This is a genomic window from Natronotalea proteinilytica (assembly GCF_055379935.1).
The window spans coordinates 149,810-166,499 of sequence record NZ_AP043947.1 but is presented as its reverse complement, the minus strand read 5'-3'; the positions used below and the strand labels follow the sequence as shown (position 1 = coordinate 166,499).

15 protein-coding genes are annotated in these 16,690 nt (G+C 57.2%); 11 read left to right on the top strand and 4 right to left on the bottom strand.

Annotation, left to right across the window (positions count from 1 at the left end; genetic code table 11):
- The first annotated feature begins 47 nt into the window (after positions 1–47).
- The 4 genes from ACZ5AL_RS00955 to mltG all read left to right on the top strand — a co-directional run bounded on the left by ACZ5AL_RS00955 (position 48) and on the right by mltG (position 3,405).
- Positions 48–755: a succinate dehydrogenase iron-sulfur subunit gene (locus tag ACZ5AL_RS00955; protein WP_464511563.1), complete on the top strand. Its 708-nt coding sequence runs from the start codon at positions 48–50 to the stop codon at positions 753–755.
- A gap of 152 nt (positions 756–907) precedes the next feature.
- A complete protein-coding gene (gene tsaD / locus ACZ5AL_RS00950) occupies positions 908–1,930 on the top strand; it encodes a tRNA (adenosine(37)-N6)-threonylcarbamoyltransferase complex transferase subunit TsaD (RefSeq protein ID WP_464511562.1) in 1,023 nt (340 codons plus the stop codon).
- A 41-nt stretch (positions 1,931–1,971) separates the two neighbouring features.
- Entirely contained in the window at positions 1,972–2,337 is a 366-nt protein-coding gene (locus ACZ5AL_RS00945; RefSeq protein ID WP_464511561.1) for a chorismate mutase, read from the top strand.
- Between the two features lie 27 nt (positions 2,338–2,364).
- A complete protein-coding gene (gene mltG, locus ACZ5AL_RS00940) occupies positions 2,365–3,405 on the top strand; it encodes an endolytic transglycosylase MltG (protein ID WP_464511559.1) in 1,041 nt (346 codons plus the stop codon).
- A 74-nt stretch (positions 3,406–3,479) separates the two neighbouring features.
- Here the strand turns inward: mltG and ACZ5AL_RS00935 are convergent, their stop codons facing one another.
- The 3 genes from ACZ5AL_RS00935 to ACZ5AL_RS00925 form a co-directional block, all read right to left on the bottom strand.
- Positions 3,480–5,069 carry an OmpP1/FadL family transporter gene (locus tag ACZ5AL_RS00935; protein WP_464511558.1) on the bottom strand — a complete coding sequence of 530 codons (1,590 nt, stop codon included), beginning with the start codon at positions 5,067–5,069 and terminating at the stop codon, positions 3,480–3,482.
- Between the two features lie 141 nt (positions 5,070–5,210).
- Entirely contained in the window at positions 5,211–6,368 is a 1,158-nt protein-coding gene (locus tag ACZ5AL_RS00930) for an NHL repeat-containing protein (RefSeq protein ID WP_464511557.1), read from the bottom strand.
- A gap of 95 nt (positions 6,369–6,463) precedes the next feature.
- A complete protein-coding gene (locus tag ACZ5AL_RS00925; RefSeq protein ID WP_464511555.1) occupies positions 6,464–6,775 on the bottom strand; it encodes an ArsR/SmtB family transcription factor in 312 nt (103 codons plus the stop codon).
- 823 nt (positions 6,776–7,598) lie between these two features.
- On the opposite strand from ACZ5AL_RS00925, the gene ACZ5AL_RS00920 reads away from it, so the two are divergent.
- The 7 genes from ACZ5AL_RS00920 to ACZ5AL_RS00890 all read left to right on the top strand — a co-directional run bounded on the left by ACZ5AL_RS00920 (position 7,599) and on the right by ACZ5AL_RS00890 (position 15,487).
- The gene (locus tag ACZ5AL_RS00920; RefSeq protein WP_464511554.1) at positions 7,599–7,853 is read left to right on the top strand and encodes a hypothetical protein; all 255 of its coding nucleotides are present in this window, start codon (positions 7,599–7,601) and stop codon (positions 7,851–7,853) included.
- Positions 7,850–8,134 (top strand): hypothetical protein, encoded by a 285-nt coding sequence (locus ACZ5AL_RS00915; protein ID WP_464511553.1) that lies wholly within the window; start codon positions 7,850–7,852, stop codon positions 8,132–8,134. The genes ACZ5AL_RS00920 and ACZ5AL_RS00915 overlap by 4 nt, the downstream gene beginning before the upstream one ends.
- A 48-nt stretch (positions 8,135–8,182) precedes the next feature.
- A complete protein-coding gene (locus ACZ5AL_RS00910; RefSeq protein WP_464511551.1) occupies positions 8,183–9,700 on the top strand; it encodes a cbb3-type cytochrome c oxidase subunit I in 1,518 nt (505 codons plus the stop codon).
- Positions 9,701–9,744: 44 nt separating this feature from the next.
- Positions 9,745–10,329 carry a cbb3-type cytochrome c oxidase subunit II gene (locus ACZ5AL_RS00905; protein WP_464511550.1) on the top strand — a complete coding sequence of 195 codons (585 nt, stop codon included), beginning with the start codon at positions 9,745–9,747 and terminating at the stop codon, positions 10,327–10,329.
- 57 nt (positions 10,330–10,386) lie between these two features.
- Positions 10,387–11,145, top strand: coding sequence for a c-type cytochrome (locus ACZ5AL_RS00900; protein ID WP_464511549.1), 759 nt, complete (start codon positions 10,387–10,389; stop codon positions 11,143–11,145).
- 45 nt (positions 11,146–11,190) lie between these two features.
- Entirely contained in the window at positions 11,191–13,314 is a 2,124-nt protein-coding gene (locus ACZ5AL_RS00895) for a heavy metal translocating P-type ATPase (RefSeq protein WP_464511547.1), read from the top strand.
- A 154-nt stretch (positions 13,315–13,468) separates the two neighbouring features.
- Positions 13,469–15,487, top strand: a complete 2,019-nt coding sequence (locus ACZ5AL_RS00890; protein WP_464511546.1) for a TonB-dependent receptor family protein — start codon at positions 13,469–13,471, stop codon at positions 15,485–15,487.
- Positions 15,488–15,559: 72 nt separating this feature from the next.
- On the opposite strand, the gene ACZ5AL_RS00885 is transcribed toward ACZ5AL_RS00890, so the two are convergent.
- Positions 15,560–16,642, bottom strand: coding sequence for a mannose-1-phosphate guanylyltransferase (locus tag ACZ5AL_RS00885; protein ID WP_464511544.1), 1,083 nt, complete (start codon positions 16,640–16,642; stop codon positions 15,560–15,562).
- Positions 16,643–16,690: the final 48 nt, after the last annotated feature.

Genomic DNA, 16,690 nt, shown 5'->3' with positions numbered 1-16,690 from the left:
CTCTGCCCGGCCTTCCGGTCTTGCTCACCCTATCCCCTGCCTAACTTATGACACTGAACGTAGAAATAAAACGGTACAACCCGGAAGAAGACGACGCCCCCCACTGGGAGTCGTATGAGGTACCCGCCGATCCGCTCGATAGTGCATTGGCGCTGCTGCTCCATGTAAAGTGGCACATCGACGGCACACTGTCCCTGCGCAAAAGCTGCGCACACGGAATCTGCGGATCCGATGCCATGCAGATCAACGGCGAAAACAAACTGGCCTGCTCGGTGCTCGTGCAAGACCTCGTCGATGGCGATGGCGAAACAGTACGGTTTGCCCCCCTCCCGGCTGCGCCTGTCATCAAAGACTTAGTCATTGACCAAAGCCGCTTCTTCGAGAAGTACCGCGAAGTCAAGCCCTGGCTCATCAACGATACACCCGCACCCGAAACCGAACGCAAGCAATCACCGGCCGAGCACGAAATCATCGAGGAGGCCACCAAGTGCATCATGTGTGGAGCATGCACGCATGCCTGCCCAAGCACATGGGCCGACCCCGACTACCTGGGCCCCGCGGCTATGCTCAAAGCATACCGGTACACATTCGACACACGCGACAAAGCTGAAGGCGAACGCCTTGATGTTGTCGATTCGGAAAACGGCCTGTGGAAATGCTACACCATCTTTAACTGCAACGAAGCCTGCCCGAAAGATATTGACATCACGCGCTGGCTTTCGGCCCTGAAACGCCGATCCACGGTCACCGCGTAAACATCCTGCCCCCTTCTTTGCAGCCCTCCCCCAATGCGCCCCGCCTGTTATACAGCAGGTGGGGCGTTTGTCTGTTGCTGCCGTGGAACCTTTTGGTGGTTCATACGCATTTGCCCGACTGCTTTCCACCCCGCACAACCTGTATTGCCTGTATGGCCGATGCGCCTGTTATTCTGGGAATTGAAACCTCATGCGACGACACCGCCGCAGCAGTTATCGCTGGCAGCACGTTGCGCTCCAACATCGTGTCGTCTCAGCACGAAATCCACGCCGACTACGGCGGCATCGTACCCGAACTGGCCTCGCGCAACCACGAGCGCTACATCGGACCCGTCGTACAACAGGCGCTCGACGAAGCCGAGATCGATCCGTCTGAACTCGATGGCATAGCTGTTACCTACGGACCCGGCCTACCCGGTGCCCTGCTAGTCGGGCTCAGCTTTGCAAAGTCCTTTGGCTATGCCGCTGGATGCCCGGTGTGGGGCATCAACCATCTTGAAGGACACGTGTACTCGCCTCATATCGACGGTGCCGGCCCCAATGCGCCCTATCTGTGCCTCATCGTCTCGGGTGGGCATACCCAACTGGTGCACGTGAAGGAAGACTTTTCCTACACAACGTTGGGCCAAACCCGCGACGATGCTGCCGGAGAGGCATTTGACAAGGTGGCACAAATGTTGAACCTGGGATACCCCGGCGGTCCCGCTATTGATCGCCAAGCCGCCCAGGGCACTCCCACCTTCCACGATTTTCCACGCTCCCATTTTGACGACCTCTCGTTTTCCTTCAGCGGTCTCAAAACATCGGTGCTCTACTTCTTGCGCGACCTCCCTGACGACGAACGCGCAGCCTTCCTCAACGACCACCAGGCCGACCTCTGTGCATCTTTTCAGCAAGCCGTTGTAGATGTGCTGGTCGATGCGGTGCGCCGCAGCGTGGACCAGACCAAGGTGCACGACGTAGCCGTGGTGGGTGGTGTATCAGCCAACCGGCAGTTACGCACTGACCTACAACGCCTTGCCGATGACATGGGCATCCGCCTGCACCTGCCCGACTTAGCGTATTGTACCGACAATGCCGCCATGATTGCAACAGCGGCCCGCCTACGCTGGCACGCCGGAGCCCTTACTTCCACCCCCACCCTTGACATAGATCCTCGCCTCACACTCGCATAACCTGCGGGTATGTGTTTTTCGTTCTGCTGTTTTATTACCGTATGTCTAAACCCGACCTCAACGAAAGCCTCGAACAAGCCGCCCGCTTTTCCGACCGCCTGCCTTCGCTTTCCGAACCGCCAAGCGAAGACGATTTGCGTCCCTTGCGCGATCGAATTGACGATATTGACCAGCAGTTGGTTGAGCTGCTCAATGAACGGACGGCCTATGCGCACGTTATCGGAGCCATCAAAAACACCATTGGGATGCGGGCTTACGTACCCAGCCGAGAGGCCGAGGTCATGGAAAACATCATCACCCACAACAACGGACCGTTTACAGACAACGCGGTACGGCGCATCTTTGAGCAAATCGTTGAGGAAACACGCACGTTAGAACAACGCACGTACGAGGGCAAAACGGACTGATCCTCCTGTTCTTTCTATTCCACCAGTATGATGTATTCTCTAATGCGATGGGGACTGGCTATTGTCTTGGTCGTTGGCCTGCTCGTAACCGCGGGACTTGGGGTTATCACATTTGGAAGCAACACCCCCTCGTTTGAAGGCGAACGCACCGTCAAGATTCCAAGCGGAGCCTCGTTTGATGCAACAGTAGACAGCCTTGATACAGCAGGCCTCCTTCGTTCGCCCACTACATTTCGCCTTATTGGAACCGCCACCGGCTGGCGCGACCAAATCAAAGCCGGTCACTATGCTTTTGAGTCGGGCACCTCGAACTGGGATTTGCTCGATGTGCTGCGTAAAGGGTTGCAAACGCCGGTTCGTGTAAGCATTCCTCCCGGTACCGAACCCGAGGTAGCCGCTCGTGTGGCGGCCCGCGAAATGGCATTTGATACCTCCGACTTCTTGCAAGCATTGCAAGACAGCAGCCTGGCTCACTCACTTGACACCACCCCAACCGATCTGTTCGGCTACATGCTGCCGGATACGTATCACTTCTACTGGCAGACCTCTGCCACAACTGTGGTGCGCCGCATTAAAGAATCATTTGATGCGTTCGTAGAACGTGAACTGATCGACGGGCTCAATACACAAGGCCTAAGCCCTCGCGAGGCCGTCATCCTGGCCTCCATCGTACAGTGGGAAACCAGTCTGGCCGATGAAAAACCACGTGTGGCGGGGGTCTACCTCAACCGCCTTGAAATTGATATGCCCCTACAGGCCGACCCAACCGTGCAATATGCCGTTATGGAGGCCGAAGGCAGCAAACGACGTCTTTTGTTTGTCGACTACGATATCGATCACGACTACAATACCTATCAGTTTCGCGGGCTGCCTCCTGGACCACTCACGAACCCCTCGCCGTCTTCGCTACGAGCTGTAGCCAACCCTGAATCTCACAGCTACCTCTACTTTGTAGCCGACGGCAACGGCGGGCACACCTTTAGCCGCACGCTGCGCGAACACAACCGCGCCGCTGAGGACTATCGTCGTCTGATGCGCCAACGCCGTGCGGAGCAAAACAGCAACTAATGTCCTGGGGCGAGGGGAGCCGCATCTTTAATTTAAGCTCCCCATTGAACCGTCATAGACAGGCGATGCATTGCTTAAAACCGATAGCGCACTCCCACACTAAATGAGTTGCGCACGATCGACTCGGTAATGCGTGGAGCCGTAATCGCATCGCGTGCCGCCGGGTCATCAGGATCCAGATTCCAGTCATCGATATCGTCGTACGACACAAACTGATCATCGAACCGCTCTTGCATCCAGCCCAGATCAAAGGCTAACTGCGGCCCAAACTGATACGTAAATCCGCCCGAGAAGAACGTGCGGTCGCTCTGTGGACTGTTGCTTCTGGGATTGGGCTGATAGCCAACTCCACCACGCAACGTGAGTGCATTGATGTCATACGCGACGCCGCCTTTGGCATTGACCGTCATATCCAGATCGCGAATTTGGCGGTTGACGCGCGAGAAGCTGGTTCCGTCGGCAGAAATGTTCATGGTAGACCAGTCGACCAGTTCAACATCACCGGCTACGGTAAGCGGCCCAAGCAGCACTTCAGTACCCGCCGACACCTGCCACGGTGTGCGAATATCGTACTCAAATTCGCTACCATCGGTGTTGCCTGCTGACAGCGATCCGCCTTCGTTGAAGAACGTTTCGATGCGTGTGCCAAAGGTTTCAGTGACGGTGTAATAGGTCGGAGTGGCCACCGTGAGCCCAATTTTGACAAAGTCGTTTGGCATGGCCGAAGCGCCAAACCGGGCCCCAATGCCTGTCAGTTCTGCATTTACAGCAGACTCAACTGTTAGTGCATCAAAGCCTCGCAGTAGCGAGCCATCGTCAAGCAGCACATCGTATAGATCGTTGGTGTGCGTATTGTTTACATCAACCTCTTCAAAAATGCGATCGAACGTGTACGACCCAAAAGACACGTGGAACGACCCACCAAGCATAACGCGAGGCGCTACCTCAACAGCTCCGCCAAAGCTAGCCTCATATAGCCCGCCGGTTTCAATCAAGTCGTCACGCTGCTCGATGTTAGTTCCAAACACGGGCCCTGGCGCCACAGCCTGATCAAATGGGTAGCGCCCTTCCTGGAAGTCCGCATCGAAAAATTCGATGGCCCCTGCAAGGAAGGCGATCCGCGAGATGTTGCGGTCAAAGTTTAGATCGCCATCTCCATCCACACTGAACCCCGATGCTGTCGGCAAAAACGTATCCGTGATCGAGCTTTGCGCATTCATTCCCGAGGCTACAAACGTGCGGTCGAATGAGCGTGTGCGGTTGATGGCCCCTCCAAACACAAGCGATCCTTGGGCTGTGGGTACCCGGTAGGTAACCGCTGCATTGCCAATGCGATACCCCGATTGGGTGTCGTTGAACGGTCCCGATAGACCGTCTGATGGACTTTGAAAGCGAGTTTCGTTATTGGTCAGTCCGCCCAGCAGCACACCGGAAACGGTTGATTCAGGCGTCCACCCCAGTCCAGCTGGGTTTCCAAACAGCGCGGTGTAGCTGCCGGCACCGGCTGTGGTGTTTGCCCCAAGCCATCCCATATCGTGGGCGCCGGTTGCCGGGTTGCGTTCGCTGTATCGAAGCACATCGTCGATATTTTGTGCCAGAAGAGGGGCAACGCTCAGTCCCCAGCAAATGCCAAGAAGGACGACAAGACGAGATAGACGGATCATAGCAGTAGTGGGACGCTGACGAAGAGAAGTTACAAATACAAAGCATGCCCATAATCTCAGGTAGGGGCTAGCACGTAGACAGCCGCCCTTTCATGGACATAAGTAACGCGCTGAAACGAAGATTTCGCATGGCGCGCGCCTCTAATTCGCGTCCACTTGGAAGATATGAATGGTAGGGGGCGTAGCATCATCGGTATCCACCGCGTATACCTTTTCGTTCCGAAAGGCAAAAATATCTAGCTCTGCAGGAAGTTTGGCTGTGTATTGCGGGGTTCCGTCTTCATCGAGCAGTATCAGGTTGGCATCCGGATGGAGCGGGCGCTGAGCTAAAAGCGCCCCAGTATCAGCATCGACCCACATATCGACCAATGGCACAGCAGCATCTGGTATCACGGTGCGAACCTGTTCTCGAATAGGCTCGGGACCACGCTCGTCAAGGGATACGTTGACTTGCTCTGTTAGAATCGAGTCGATGTCTGTGTCTTCAAGCGGTATAGGCGCTTGGGAGTGCGTGATACGTTTCTGCACCGAACCGTCAGATCCATCGCGGACCGTGATTTCCGCATCGCCGGTCCATAGGTGATACATAGAGCCATCTGGACCCGAACGCACTACAGACGCACTACCGTACGGAATCGGAACCTGCACCATTGCGCCTCCCCCCTCTTCTGGGTCAGACTGCCATACGACATCTGCGGGGAACGTCCAGAGCGTATCCTTGACGACAGTTCCGTCTGGAGTTATCGTTGCAACGAAGCCTGAGTCGCTTCGATTTTGGGGGGGACTGGGACGATACTCAACCGCAAGCCGATCTGCTCCTACCGCATAGATGGTCCGAGGTTGATGACGCTCGTGCTCGGGCAGCATCATGGTACGAACATACGCAAACCCGCTTTCGGCACGCTCAAAGACACCCACCGAGCGTCCATTGAAGCGTCCGCGTGCATACAGGGTGTCGCTATTTGCGGAAAGCGTAAGGCCAGGCGTGTGCTCAAACTCACCTGGGCCTTGCCCTTCCTCTCCGATGGTCTCTTGATAGGTGCCCTCAGAATCAAATCGAAAGACAAAGGCTTGCATGTAGTTACTTGCAAACACGGCCCCGTCGGTGCCAACCGCTACATCTCGAAAGGCATGAGAGTCAAAGTACAGGTCGTACGACGGGTCATCCGTGATCTCAACTACCTCGGTAAACTCCACGTGGGGGAGATCGGTAAACGGGTCGCGCTCCGTCTGCTCACCGGCACATCCCCCCACAAATAGGACGATCACGGCGCTCCAATACCCAAGCCATCGCATCATAATACATACCGTTTGTTTAGAGAGAAAGGATGCCTCTAAACATATGAGCTATGCCGTCCTCCTGCAAGAAATGATGGAGGTGAACCGAAAACGAGCTACGACAACTCCTCTTCGCGCAGGCGTCCACACACCAGCATACAGAGCGCTGAAATCGTGGGATCGTTGATGCTATAGTGCACATACAGCCCCTCTTTGCGTCGTGCAAGAAGCCCCTCGCGCGCCATCATACCCAGATGCTTGCTCACGTTAGCCTGCCGATGCCCCGTGGCCTCGACCAACTCACTTACTGTCATCTCGCCATGCTGCTGTAATTGGTTTAGCAACTCCAACCGCACTGTTTCACTCAACAGCTTAAAACGACTAGCTGCCTCTTCAAGACGCTCACTGGGGACAAGTTCATTAGCCATGACAGATTAAAATCGACAAGGGTAACAGCGTGTGTATCTATCGTATACATTGATTCGAAGCTGTTTGGATCCCACAAACCCACCAACGCACGAAAATACAGACCACAATTCCTCCCCAGACGGATTCTGATCGGACTTTTGTTAACGTCTATTCACATCTCTTCCCTCGACCTATGCCTTTTCGAAGAGAGCATATCAGAGAAAGAAAGCCGATCATAAACCCACATTGGGCAACGATCAGATACGGCTTTCTTGAACTGCTGCTCTAAGTAAGATCACGTGTCAAAGTTGGAGTTCAGGGGGAGTGACAGCCTGCCCGATGATAATAACAAAAAATCTGTCATGGTGAGCGCAGCCGAACCATCTCCCCAACGCTCAGCAGACTCTGATCGATCGAGAGGCCCTGTCCATTTCGGAGGAGATCTTTATTCACTGCGTTCATCAGTCGCTGCGCTCGTGTCAGGACTCCGCTTCGCTCCGCTCAAGATGACAATGCATGAACGGAGCAGGGTCTACCCAAAACGGACGTGTGACGACACTTAAGTAAGAGTGAGAAGACCCCTTCGAATGTGTCATCGCATCTCTGCTGAACTGCTTAAGGGCAACAGCTAGGCATCACTACACATGATTGCTGTTCAATTGACACCTTACTACAATCGCTATGCAACGGTGCATTGCCCATACTCCATTTCGATTACATGTTTTTTCCAAACGGAAGTATGACTTGGTTAAATCCATCTGTACTTTGCACACTGCTTTAACGCAACCCTTTTCGAGATAAAATGTAATTATAAGTGCAAGTTCTGAAACGAGCCGTTTTCTTATGAGCAACTCCTCGTACGACAATTCACAGTTCGACATTGAGCGGGCCACAGGTGGACTGGTGCTCTCGCTCTATATTGGAGCTGCGATCTTCCTCGTTGTCATCGTATGGATGGTACTTCAGAATATGGAGGACCCTGATGATGCGGCAAACACCGACGGGCAGTCGGGCATGCTGCATATCGAAAACCCTCCAGAGCTTATAGCAGATAAACAGGCCCAGTCGCTCTCGTCTATCCCCTCTCTGTACTCATGACGTACGTACCGCTCCTTACCATCTTCGTTATACTCATTACGGGGGCTGCCATCACATTGACGGTGCTCTTCCGATCCATACAGGCCGGACAGTTCTCCAATCTTGAATCGGGGGCGTATGTCATCTTCGATGAGGACGAGCCCGTTGGCGTTCCCCAAGACCAGGTGTTCTGGCAAGAGGAAGAAAATACTTCTTCGGGTCACGCCCCTTTAAGCCACCCTCCTGAGAACGATCCACCGTCTGACCTGCCTGTTAACGGATCGTCTTCCTCTGCGTCGTAGCTGACGCTGCACGCCGTTTTCTACAATCTGGGTTTTTCTCCCTCTACCATGGCTGATTCCTCTTCGTCGGGGTCGATATCGATGCCTGAGTCCCAAGCTTCCGAGACCGAGGTGCTTGAGGCTAACTGGCGTCGTGCTGTCGACCGCTCAACCAAGTGGCCTGTTGTCGCATTCATTGCCAGCGGCACATTCTGGTTGCTTATCGGATCGGTGCTTGCAATCATTGCCAGCCTCAAGTTCAACATGCCCGATTGGCTTGTACAGCAGGGCTGGCTCACATTTGGGCGCGTGCGTCCAGCACACTTGAACACCGTGATCTACGGGTGGATTTCTATGACCGGGGTAGGAGTGGCTACCTGGCTATGGGCGCGCCTCCTAAAAACAAATCTTCGTGGCCGATGGCTGCTAATGAGCAGTGTCGTGCTCTGGAATATCGGGATGGTCATCGGCACCATCGGTATCTTAGCCGGGTACTCGCGTGCTATTGAGTGGGTTGAGATGCCGGTCGTCGCGTTTGCTTTTATTGTGCCGGCCATGGTGATGGTTACGGCGGCCTTCCTGATCACGCTTCAGCATCGCCGTGTCCACCACCTGTTTATTTCGGTCTGGTACACCGGTGCGGCTATGATCTGGGGACCGTTTCTCGTTATTGCGTTTCTACTGCCTATATATAGCGGGGTGCCTGAGTCTATGGCCAACTGGTGGTTTGCGCATAACATCCTCGGGCTCTGGATTACGCCTATCGGCATTGCCGCTGCATACTACCTCATTCCCAAAGTGCTCGGGCGCCCGGTGTACAGCTATCACCTGTCGTACCTGGGCTTCTGGACGCTCGCGCTCTTTTACAACTGGGCAGGCGTGCACCACCTGGTAGGAGGCCCTGTACCCCAATGGAGCGAAACCGTCTCTATTGTCTTTAGCATGATGATGATCATTCCCGTTGTGGTGGTAGCTGTCAACCATCACATGACCGTCATCGGGCACTTCAAAAAACTGATCTACAGCCCCACCCTCCGCTTTGTAGTGTTTGGCGCTATGAGCTACACAGCTGTCAGCCTGCAGGGGTCGTTTCAGTCGCTCCGTTTTTGGCAAGAGGTTACGCACTTTACGCATTACGTGGTCGGGCATGCCCACCTTGGGGTGTATGCCTTTGCAACGATGATCCTGTTCGGAGCGGTATACTACATCATGCCCCGTATTATGGATTGGGAGTGGGAGAGCCCGCGCCTCATCAGCATCCACTTCTGGACGGTGGGCCTGGGGATTGGCATGTACGTAACAGCACTCACCATCGGTGGAACCATTCAGGGATTCCAACTGCTGGATGCAGACATTGCCTTCCTGCAGATTGTTGAAGATCTGAAGCCGTGGCTTTGGGCCCGCTCGGTAGGCGGCACGCTCATGGTCATTGGCCACTTTGTGTTTGCCTATCTGCTGTACCGGATTATCCGCCGCAGCGGCATTGCGCAGACCGGACCTACGTACTTCCGTCCAGCCCCCGAAGGCATGTTTGGGTCGCGCGCTACAGATGTGGAAGCCTCCCTTGAAGAGCGCCCCGGCCTCTAAGAAGCGCTATGCTCCGTTCCGTTCACCACAACTGCTAACCTGTTATGACACGAGCACTGCTCATCTTCATGGGGGCCTTCGCCGCGATCCTTATGAGCTTTACGGCTCTGGCGCTGGTACCCAGCCTGCAGCTTGCAGCCATTGAGCCAACCGAAGGAACGCGCAACTACACATTCGAAGAGCGTATGGGCAAGCAAATTTACATGCGAGACGGGTGTATGTACTGCCATACCCAACAGGTGCGCCCCGATGGATTTGGAAACGACATGGATCGCGGATGGGGCCCTCGCGGCTCGCTTCCCGGCGATTACGTGTACGACGACACGCATCAGCTGGGCACAATGCGTACCGGCCCCGACCTGCACGACATTGCTACGCGTCAGCCCAGTCGCGACTGGCAGTTGGCTCACCTGTACCAGCCGCGCTCGGTGAGCGAAGGGTCGGTCATGCCTGCCTACCCGTACTTGTTCGAGGTAAAGAGCGAGGATGAGGTCCTCGCCTCGGAAGTGACTGTTCCTATCGGCGGTGAGTATGCGCCACCTGAAGGCCAGGTTGTTGTCGCGACCGAGGAAGCCCTCTGGCTCTACGAATACCTCATGACCCTGGAGCTTCGCGAACAAGAGGAATAAGCCTACCGCCCGTCTGCTGCTTGCCTATCTGCTGCTTGCACGAACGCCCGACCTGCTATGCCCGAAGACCCGAACCGCCCCGACGCGCCCAACCCTGACGAAGCGCCATCTCCTAATGAGGGCGATGCCGCCGGGCATCAATCCACGTCGGCGAATAATCCCGACGAAACGCCCGAGCCGATTGACATGCTCGCACCGCTGTTTCGCGAAGAGCCGCTCCGCCCGGAAGGCGGCGAAGCGCCGCCTATGTGGCTCTGGGTGATTATCTTCGGCGTGATCCTGTTCAACGTGTACTACCTGGGGAGCTACGTTGGTGACTTTAGCGCTGATCCTTGGCTACAGGGGCGCGACGCAGTGGCAACAGTTCAAGACGAAACCGCCGAACGCGTTGTAGACGGCGGACGCATCTACAATAACCGCTGCCAGACCTGCCATCAGTCCGACGGTATGGGAGTATCCGGGCAGTTTCCGCCGCTCGTCGAAACCGACTGGGTCGTTGGCGATGAAGGGCGCCTCATTCGCATCCTGCTGCATGGCATGGAAGGGCCGATGGAGGTGCTTGGCGAAGAGTATAACGGCGTAATGCCAGGATGGCAACGCCAGCTCGATGATGCAGAAATCGCCGCCGTGCTCACGCACATACGCAGCGAGTGGGGCAACGACGCCTCCGAGATTACGGCTGAGCAGGTGAGCATCCTGCGCGAATACGAATCCGATCGAACAGCTGCCTGGACAGCCGACGAACTCAACCAACCCGAGAACCAGGGCTTCCCAGAAGGCGAAGAACCTGAAGAAGCAGAAGTAGCCGATGAGTAGTTTTGCTCATGCGGCGATAGCATAGATGATTAGACAAACGATGCCATGCAGCGCTGCGACCATTGCGACCTTCCGCTGCTTGATGCCCCCATCTCGGGTTCTGACGGAGACGGTCGATACTGCTGCTATGGCTGCCAGATGCTTGATGAAACGGTCGGCAGCGAAGCCGTCGACGAGAGTGATGCGACGCTCGCCCCTCTACTGCGCCGTACCATTATCGGGCTGCTGCTTGCTGGGTTCACAATGGTGCTGAGCCTGGCTATCAGCTCCGAATACGGGTTCGAGGCGCTTCGTAATCTGGAGCACGCCGTAGGCACCGCCCACCTCGTGCTGGTGCTGGCGGCACTGCCAGCGCTCGTCCTGCTAGGCGTGCCCGTACTGCGAGCGGCCTGGCATACGCTCCGCCAGGGCCGGCTGTCGCTGCATCTTCTGTTTGCACTGGGCACCTCTGCCGCCGTTGCCGTAAGCGTACTGTCATACGTGCGAGGCACCGGACCGGTCTACCTCGAAACAGCTGTCATGCTGCTGGCGCTCTACACGCTGGGGCGCTATCTCACAGCACGCAGCAAGCACCGGGCGCGCCGCGTGCTGGGTGCACTGCTCTCGGTGCCCGATACGACCTACGAGCGCGTAGCCCCCACGAACGACACCGTGCCTGCCGATGCGTTGCAGCCCGACGACCGCATCTGTCTGCATGCAGGCGACGTGGTGCCCGCCGATGGCGTCGTGGAAGCCGGGCAGAGTTTTGTGGATGCGCGCCAGCTCACCGGTGAGTCAACACCTGAAGCCGTTTCGGAAGGAAGCCGCTGCTTTGCGGGGACGCATGTCGTAGACGGCACGCTCACGCTACGGATTACAGCTACCGGCGCAGACCGGCGCATGGAGCACATAGAATCGGCCATGCAGGAGGCGCTGGCACGCCCCAGCCGTCTGGCACGGCGCACCGAGCAGATCATGCGCGTGCTGATTCCGAGTGTTATCGTGCTTGCGCTGGGGGCGTTCGCAGGCTGGTGGATAGCCGCCGGCGCCGAAAAAGCACTCTACGTGGCCCTGAGCGTGGTGCTCATCACGTGTCCGTGTGCGCTCGGACTTGCAGTACCCCTCGCTCGGGTGCTTGCACACGGGCGGGCTTCGAAGCATGGCGTGCTCATCCGCGATGGGCAGACGCTGCTCGACCTGCATCGCGTACGCACCATCGCGTTCGACAAGACAGGAACGCTCAGCCGCCTTGAGGCAGACGAGGTGCAGGTTGAGGCGGTGGCCCTCGCATCCGCTCAAGAATCCGTTCCAGATCCAGAAGAGCTGCTGCAATATGCCGCAGCCGTTGAGGCCAACACGCATCATGTGCTGGGACGAGCCATTCAAGCGGCTGCCTCGCAGGCTCCCAAAACAGATTCCCCGCCTGCCGCTCACGATGTGCACACAGTACCCGGAGCCGGTGTTGTAGGACAGGTAGATACGCCCACCGGACCCCGGCGCATCGGGGTGGGGAGCTCTGCGCTGCTTGACCGACTCGGAATTGAAGCGCCGCCTTCCGAAGCCGTGCCATCAGCAGCAGGACGCGTCCGCCTGTTTGTGACGTACGATGACGTGGTGGCCGGGGTGCTTCTGCTGACGGAGCAGCCTCGCGCCGACGCCGCACCCGCACTCAACGCGCTCCGCAACCACGGCTACACGCTCCAGTTGCTTACTGGCGACCAGCCCGAGGCGGCGCAGCGACTGGGCGACGCGCTTAATCTGCCTGTAACAGCGGGGCAGACCCCCGAAGCGAAGATCGAAGCCCTGGCGCGCTGGCGCGAGGCCGACGGCCCGGTTGCTATGGTGGGCGACGGCATCAACGACGCTGCTGCGCTGGCCGAGGCCGATGTGGGCATCGCTGTGGTGCAGGGGGCGCCAGTCACGCTGCAAGCCGCCGACATTACGCTCTATCGCGACGACCTGCGCATGCTGCCGTGGCTGGCCAACCTGTCGGCGCAGACGACACGTATCGTGAAGCAAAATCTGGCGTGGACGTTCGCATACAACGGCATAGGAGTGGGCATGGCCCTGACGGGACTGCTTCACCCTATCGCAGCGGTCATTATTATGGCAGGCAGCAGTGCCCTCGTTACAGCGAACTCGTTTCGCCTGCGCCGCCTTCATCCGCCCGAATGGAACGAGTCTGCGTAGTCGCACCAGGATAGGTGTGATGCACCGCGCTCCGCATCCCTCAAACCTATACGGGTTATGCACTATTGCGGAATCGTAGCGAGCGGCGCGAATCGGTCATTGAAGGAAGGCGTTGCGTTACACGTGTTTTGCTGTCCATTTTTCTTCCGACTGTATGTATCGCTCTGCTGTTATCGCTTGTTTTCTTGCATTTGGTCTGGTGCTGCCCCTCTTCGGGCAGGCAGATACAACCGTCGTGGAGCTTCCAGAGGTAACCGTTGAGGCAACCCGCGCACTCGAAACGGAGGGCAGTGCGCCCTTTACGGTGTCCGTGGACACCCGCTCGGACCTTGAAACGAGTCTTGAAGCGCCCATATTTATTGGCGATGCAGTGCGCAATATCCCCGGCGTGTGGCTGAACGACCGTGGTCACTTCGCCCTGGGCGAACGCCTGGTGGTGCGTGGTATGGGATGGCGTTCTCCGTTTGGCGTACGCGGCGTGCAGACGCTCCTTGACGGCGTGCCGCTTACCATGCCTGACGGACAGGCCTTCCTGGACATTGTGGATCCGGTGTTTGTGCGTCGCACCGAGGCCGTGCGCGGTCCATCGTCGCTCTTCTGGGGCAACGGGAGTGGGGGCACGCTCTTCCTGGATTCCACACCCGCTGCCGATGCCCCAACAGCACAACTCCGTGCGGGCGTGGGCAGCCATGGCCTGCAACAGTTCGCCGCCGAGGCCGTGGTGCGCCCGAACGGAAATCTGTGGCGCGTGGCGGTGTCGGATATGCGACGCGACGGCTTCCGTGATAACAGCGATGGCCGCTTCACCCGCGCCCTGCTCACCGGACGCATCGGGCTGGCCTCAAACACACAGCTCAACCTAGTCGGTGCGTTCGTCGATCAGGATGCGCGCAACCCGGGCTCGCTCACTGCCGAGCAGGTCGCTGAAGATCGCACGCAGGCCAATGGGCTCTTCGATGGATTTAACGCGGGCAAGCAAAGTACGCAGGGCCACCTTGGCGCCCGCCTGACGCACACCGAGGACGAGATGCAAATGGATGCAACTGTATACAGCGGATTCCGGGATCTGGCAAACCCGCTCCCGTTCAACCTGGTCGAGTTTGACCGTCTCTACGGTGGTGTACGCACCGCTTTGAGCGGCACATTGAGCGGGGTGGAGTGGAACGTAGGCGCTGACGCCAACATCCAGCACGACGACCGCATCAACTTTGATACGAACATCCCCGAGCGCGAGTTTACCGATGATGTGGTGCTTGACCAGCTCGAAACGGTGGTGAGCCGCTCGGCCTTCGGCTACACGCGGATTCCGCTTACCGATCGCCTGCGCCTTACGCTGGGCGGACGCCTCGATGTGGTTGACTTTGAGCTGGACGATCGTCTTCAGGTCGACGATATCGACGAATCGGGCGAGCGCACCTTTTCGGCGTTCAGTCCAGGCGTCGGGCTAGCCTACGACACCGGTCCGGCGCTCATTTTTGCAAACTACAACACCGCATTTGAAACGCCGACCACCACCGAGTTAGTTAACCGACCCGGCAATCCTGGAGGCTTCAATCCCGAGCTTAATCCGCAGCGCACGCGGGGCGTAGAACTGGGCACACGTGGCGCCTGGGCAGAGGCCAGCCTGCGTTTCGACATAGCGGTGTACCAACTCTGGGTGGACGATCGTCTCGTCCAGTTTGAGATTCCCGATAGCGGCGGACGCGCGTTCTTCCAGAACGTCGGCGAGAATACGCATCGAGGGGTAGAGCTGGCCGTACAGTGGGATGCGCAGTCTTGGCTTACGCTCGAAACCTCGTACACCGCTAACCGCATTGTCTTCGAAGACGATGATCTACAAGGCAACCGCGTTCCGGGCGTGCCCGATCAGCGGTTCTCGGCAACGGCAACAGCTCAGTCGAATAGCATATGGCTACGCCTCTCCTACGATGCGGTCGACGACTATTTTGCCGACAACCAGAACACGGCGGTCTCCGACGGCTACGCCCTCCTCGACATGCGCCTCGGACATACGGGCATCAATATCGCCGGTAGCACACTGCGCCCGTATGTGGAGGTCAGCAACGTCTTCGATACCACCTACAACGGCTCAGTCTCGATCAATGCCAACGACAACTACTTCGAGCCGGGGATGGGGCGCTCGTTTAAAGCGGGACTTACGCTGGCGCTGTAAGCTACGTAGCCCGGACCGATACCGCCTGTGTATGTAGGCGGACACCGACCGGTGTAGACGGGCTACGAAGACTTATACATACTCATCCAGCTGATGTGCGTGCAGGTACTGCACCACGTTCTTGACTTGCTGCGTGCTTTCGCGATGGCTCACGAGCACGGCGTCGCCGCTGTCTACCACGACAGCATCGTGAATCCCAACCAGTACAACGAGGCGGTTGTCGGCTTGTACATAACAGCGGCTGGAGTCATGCATGATGACTTCGCCCTGCAGCGCGTTGCCATGCTCATCTTTTTCGCTGAGCTCGTAGACGGCGCGCCAGTCGCCCACGTCGCTCCACCCGAATGAGCCCGGCACCACTTTGACCGTCTCGGCCTGCTCCATCACACCATAGTCGATGGATACACTTGGGCTAGCCTCGAATGCATCTTCGAGCGGCTCGGCCTGGCCTTCGGCCAGCGACTGTGCCACCGGTTGAAAAGCCTCGTGCAGGTCGGGCAGGTGCGACTCAATCGCACTTAAAATGGTATCAGCCCGCCAAATAAACATACCGCTATTCCAAAGAAAGTCGCCCGAATCCAGAAAGCGCTCAGCGGTAGCTATATCTGGTTTTTCGGCAAATGTGCGGACCGGATACGCCCCCGGTGCTTCGCCATCGTTGGTAGAAATGTCCGTGGGTCCGTCGTATTGAATGTAGCCGTACCCCGTTTCTGGGTGCGTAGGCTGAATGCCAATAGTAACCAGTGTATCAGGCGCTTGTGCTGCCTTAATGGCCGTGTTTAGTACTGTATGAAAGCGCCGCACGTTACGTATGATATGATCGGCTGGCAACACCACCATAGTACCCTCCGGATCGCGCTCCTGAATCTTGTGTGCCGCGTAAGCAATGCACGGAGCGGTATTGCGGCTGATGGGCTCTGCAAGAATGTTCTCAACTGGAATAGCCGGCAATTGCCGCTGCACCTGCTCTACGTAGCGCTCATGCGTAACTACCAGGCACCGCTCGGGCGGAATAATGCCTTGCAAACGCCCCACCGTATTTTGAATCAGCGTGGCATCGCCGAACACGTTCAAAAACTGCTTAGGACGATCTTTGCGGCTCTCGGGCCAAAAGCGGCTACCAATGCCACCGGCCATAATCACAGCGTAAGTCATAAAATCTCGCAGAGGAGCGTGGAAAAAGACGAAAGATGGTGCATTGCA

Bases quoted from the DNA above. Each gene is read 5' to 3' on its own strand.
- ACZ5AL_RS00955 (WP_464511563.1), top strand. From the start codon at position 48: ATGACACTGAACGTAGAAATAAAACGGTACAACCCGGAAGAAGACGAC.
- tsaD (WP_464511562.1), top strand. From the start codon at position 908: ATGGCCGATGCGCCTGTTATTCTGGGAATTGAAACCTCATGCGACGAC.
- ACZ5AL_RS00945 (WP_464511561.1), top strand. From the start codon at position 1,972: ATGTCTAAACCCGACCTCAACGAAAGCCTCGAACAAGCCGCCCGCTTT.
- mltG (WP_464511559.1), top strand. From the start codon at position 2,365: ATGATGTATTCTCTAATGCGATGGGGACTGGCTATTGTCTTGGTCGTT.
- ACZ5AL_RS00935 (WP_464511558.1), bottom strand. From the start codon at position 5,069: ATGATCCGTCTATCTCGTCTTGTCGTCCTTCTTGGCATTTGCTGGGGA.
- ACZ5AL_RS00930 (WP_464511557.1), bottom strand. From the start codon at position 6,368: ATGATGCGATGGCTTGGGTATTGGAGCGCCGTGATCGTCCTATTTGTG.
- ACZ5AL_RS00925 (WP_464511555.1), bottom strand. From the start codon at position 6,775: ATGGCTAATGAACTTGTCCCCAGTGAGCGTCTTGAAGAGGCAGCTAGT.
- ACZ5AL_RS00920 (WP_464511554.1), top strand. From the start codon at position 7,599: ATGAGCAACTCCTCGTACGACAATTCACAGTTCGACATTGAGCGGGCC.
- ACZ5AL_RS00915 (WP_464511553.1), top strand. From the start codon at position 7,850: ATGACGTACGTACCGCTCCTTACCATCTTCGTTATACTCATTACGGGG.
- ACZ5AL_RS00910 (WP_464511551.1), top strand. From the start codon at position 8,183: ATGGCTGATTCCTCTTCGTCGGGGTCGATATCGATGCCTGAGTCCCAA.
- ACZ5AL_RS00905 (WP_464511550.1), top strand. From the start codon at position 9,745: ATGACACGAGCACTGCTCATCTTCATGGGGGCCTTCGCCGCGATCCTT.
- ACZ5AL_RS00900 (WP_464511549.1), top strand. From the start codon at position 10,387: ATGCCCGAAGACCCGAACCGCCCCGACGCGCCCAACCCTGACGAAGCG.
- ACZ5AL_RS00895 (WP_464511547.1), top strand. From the start codon at position 11,191: ATGCAGCGCTGCGACCATTGCGACCTTCCGCTGCTTGATGCCCCCATC.
- ACZ5AL_RS00890 (WP_464511546.1), top strand. From the start codon at position 13,469: ATGTATCGCTCTGCTGTTATCGCTTGTTTTCTTGCATTTGGTCTGGTG.
- ACZ5AL_RS00885 (WP_464511544.1), bottom strand. From the start codon at position 16,642: ATGACTTACGCTGTGATTATGGCCGGTGGCATTGGTAGCCGCTTTTGG.